Raw genomic sequence first — 3,330 nt, forward strand, 5'->3', positions numbered from 1 at the left:
GCCGCGCCGTCCAGCACGCGGTCGTCGAACCGGGCCAGGCCGTTCGCGAGGGCGAGCACCGGCCGCGCCACCAGCCGGTCGGCGGCCTGCCCGAGGTAGAACCAGTTCTCCGCGAGCGCCGGGACCGGCAGGCGGACCCGGCGGGACGCCACCAGCACGGCCACCAGCACGGCGAGCCCGCCGGACACCAGCAGTTCGAGGAGCGAGGGGCCCTCCTCGCCGGACGCGCCGAGCAGGTCCTGCCAGGGGCCGAGGACGCCGGGCAGCGCGACGATCCCGAAGCCCGCGCCGACCGCCGCGAGGACGGGCATCGGCAGCACCTCGGCGAGCCCCACCCGCCGGGTGCCCTTCTGCTCGGTGTCGTCCCTGGTCAGGGCGTCCTGCGGACGCCACACCGCGACCAGCGCCCGCACCGAGTAGGCCGCCGCGAGCACGCCCCCGGCGAGGCCCACCGCGGAGAGCGGCGCGGGCGCGGACGCGAGGACCACGTCCTTGGTCACCCACACCGACAGCGGCGGCAGCCCGGCGAGCGCGAGCGCGCCGACGCCGAACGTCACGCCGACCACGCGGAACCGGCGCGCCGAGCCGTGCAGCTCCGCCAGGTCCTTGGTGCCGAGGGCGGTCAGGAACGCTCCCGCCCCGAGGAAGAGGAGGCACTTGACGGCCGCGTGCGCGACGAGCTGGGCCGTCCCGCCCGCGACCGACCCGACGCCCGCCGCGAGCACCATGAAACCGATCTGCGCGCACGTCGACGCGGCGAGCAGCTGCTTCAGGTCGCGCTGCGCGACCGCGACCGCGCCCATCACCAGCGCCGTCAGCGCGCCCACCCACGCCACCAGCGGCTGCGCCCAGTCAGTGCTCGCCAGCAGCGGATGGACGCGCAGCAGCAGGTACGCCCCGGCGGCGACCATCGTCGCCGAGTGCAGCAACGCCGACACCGGGCTCGGGCCCGCCATCGCCCGCGACAGCCAGAATGAGAACGGGAGCTGCGCCGACTTCCCGAGCGCCGCCAGGACGATCCCGGCCGCCACGAGGTCCAGCCAAGGGGACGCCGCGCTCGCCAGCGCGTCCAGCGACAGCGAGTGCGAGCCCGCGACGGCGCACCCCGCCGCGAAGTAGAGGCCGAGGTCACCGGCGCGCGTGGTCAGGAACGCGACGTTCGCCGAGTCCACGCGCTCGCCGTCGTGCCACCAGAACCCGATCAGGGCGTAGGACATCGCGCCCATGACCTCCCAGGCCATGAGCAGCACCGCGAGGTCGGTCGCCGTGACCGTCACGAGCATCGCCCCGGCGAACACCAGCATCAGGCCGAAGAACCGCGCGCGCGGCTCGTCCGGGCCGATGTCCCCCGCCGCGAACAGCAGGACGGCCAGCGCCGCGGCCGCCACGGTCACGACGAGCACCGCCGACAGGCCGTCCACCGCCATGCCCGCCGGAAACCCGGCGAACAGCGGGAACGTCACGTCCGGACGCACGACGGCGGCGGCGACCGCGAGGCCGAGCGCGCCGAGCGCGGCGGCGACGGCGAGGACGGGCGCGAACCGGTCGGCGCGCCTTCCCGCGGGCAGGAGCAGGGCGCCCGCGGCGAGCGGCAGCGCGGGCAGCGCCCAGGCGAGCGCGCTCATCCCTTGAGCTCCGAGGCGTCGTCGGTGACGTCCACGTCACGCGCCCGGAACAGGGCGGTGGCGACCGCGAAGCCCATCGCCATCTCCAGCGCCATCACGGTCACCGCGACGAGCACGAGCACCTGCCCGTCCGCCGATCCGGGCGCCACGTAGAACCAGAACGCGCCCCCGGCGACGACGAGCCCGTTCACCATCAGCTCCAGGCCCATCATCAGCATCACGATCGACTGCTGCGACAACGCCCCGTACAGCCCGACCGAGAACAGCGCGGCCGCCAGCAGCAGGAAGGTCTGCAACGTCATTCGGCACCCCCCTGCCCGCCGTGTCCATGCTCGTGTGTGTCATCGCCGTGCTGGTGAGCCGCAGGCTCGGCTGCGGCATGCCCCGGGTGTTCCGCGTGCCCGGCGTGCTCGGCGTGCCCGGCGTGCCCGGCGTGTTCGCGGGCTTCCGGTTCGGCGCGGTCGTCGTCGTAGCGGCCGCGGTCGGTGGCGAGGACCACCGAGGCGATCATGGTGGCGAGGATGGCCAGGCCCACGACCATCATGACCAGCATCTTCGGACCCATGACGGCCTCGCCGAGCGCGCGGGTCGGGTCGGGCGGCGGCGCGCCCTGCCGCCGGGGCCAGGGGGCGGTGAGCGCCCCGGCGGCGAGCAGGACGAAGACGCCGCCGGAGATGCCGAGCGCGGCGCGGTTGTTGTGCACCATCTTCATCGGCATGAGCCCGGCCGGGTTCATCATGTACATGATCATGAAGACGGCCATCACCAGCATCTCCATGATCATCATCAGCACCACCAGGACGCCCAGGTAGTGCAGGTCGATGAGCAGGAGCACCGCCCCGACGCACAGGAACGACGCCAGCAGGGCGAAGGTCGCGCGCGCCATCGAGTCGACGACGAACACCAGCACGCCCGTGCCCACGGCCGCGAGGGCCAGGATCCAGAACGCCGCGTCACGCAGCATGGCGGTTCCTCCTCACAGCGCGACCACCCCGGTGACCAGCAGTTGCAGCAGCGTGGCGGGGATCAGGACCGTCCACGCGAAGGTCATGAAGCGGTCCATGCGGAGCACCGGCAGGCGGTGCGCCGTCCAGACCAGCGCGGCGAGCACCGCGAGCGTCTTCAGCAGCGCCCACAGCCACGCGGGGAGCAGCGGCCCCGCTCCCCCGCCGAGGAACATGGGGACGGCCGCGGCCGCCGCGACCGCGAGCATCGCGTACCGGCCTGCGAGGAACACCAGCCGGTCGGCCCCGGCCAGCTCGGCCGCCGCGCCGCCCGCGAGGTCGCGGCCGACCGGGGACGACAGCGGTCCCCAGAACGCCATCGCCAGCGCGGACAGCAGGTACACGAGGAACGCGACCGGCATCTGGACCGCGAACCACAGGCCGTCCTGCGCCGCGACGACGTCCCCGAAGCGCAGCGACTCGGCGCCGACCGCGACGGTGATCAGCGCGAACATGTGCGGCAGTTCGTAGGCGAGCCCCTGCGCGATCATCCGGTAGCCGCCGACCAGCGAGTACGCCGAGTTCACGCTCCAGCCCGCCAGCCAGACCCCGGCCCAGACCGCCACCTCCATGGCGTTGAACCACACGATCCCCACCGACATGTCGGACGCCGCGCGGGCGCCGCCGAGCGGCAGGACCGCCGCCGCGAGCACCGCGGCGACCGGCAGCACCAGCACGCCCGCGCGGCGCAGCAGCCGGTC

At 74.2% G+C, this 3,330-nt stretch carries 4 protein-coding genes; all 4 read right to left on the minus strand.

The features are described 5' to 3' along the window. A partial coding sequence (locus AB0J52_RS33130; protein WP_500186800.1) for an NADH-quinone oxidoreductase subunit 5 family protein occupies nucleotides 1–1,625 on the minus strand: 1,625 nt, incomplete at its 3' end. Then, the gene (gene nuoK / locus AB0J52_RS33135; RefSeq protein ID WP_500186801.1) at nucleotides 1,622–1,927 is read right to left on the minus strand and encodes an NADH-quinone oxidoreductase subunit NuoK; all 306 of its coding nucleotides are present in this window, start codon (nucleotides 1,925–1,927) and stop codon (nucleotides 1,622–1,624) included. The genes AB0J52_RS33130 and nuoK, both read right to left, overlap by 4 nt. Next, nucleotides 1,924–2,589: an NADH-quinone oxidoreductase subunit J family protein gene (locus AB0J52_RS33140; protein WP_500186802.1), complete on the minus strand. Its 666-nt coding sequence runs from the start codon at nucleotides 2,587–2,589 to the stop codon at nucleotides 1,924–1,926. The genes nuoK and AB0J52_RS33140 overlap by 4 nt, the downstream gene beginning before the upstream one ends. Nucleotides 2,590–2,601: 12 nt before the next feature. Continuing rightward, nucleotides 2,602–3,330: NADH-quinone oxidoreductase subunit H (locus AB0J52_RS33145; RefSeq protein ID WP_500186803.1), on the minus strand; the 729-nt coding region annotated here is incomplete at its 5' end.

Source organism: Spirillospora sp. NPDC049652, assembly GCF_040675125.1.
Classification (GTDB): domain Bacteria; phylum Actinomycetota; class Actinomycetes; order Streptosporangiales; family Streptosporangiaceae; genus Spirillospora.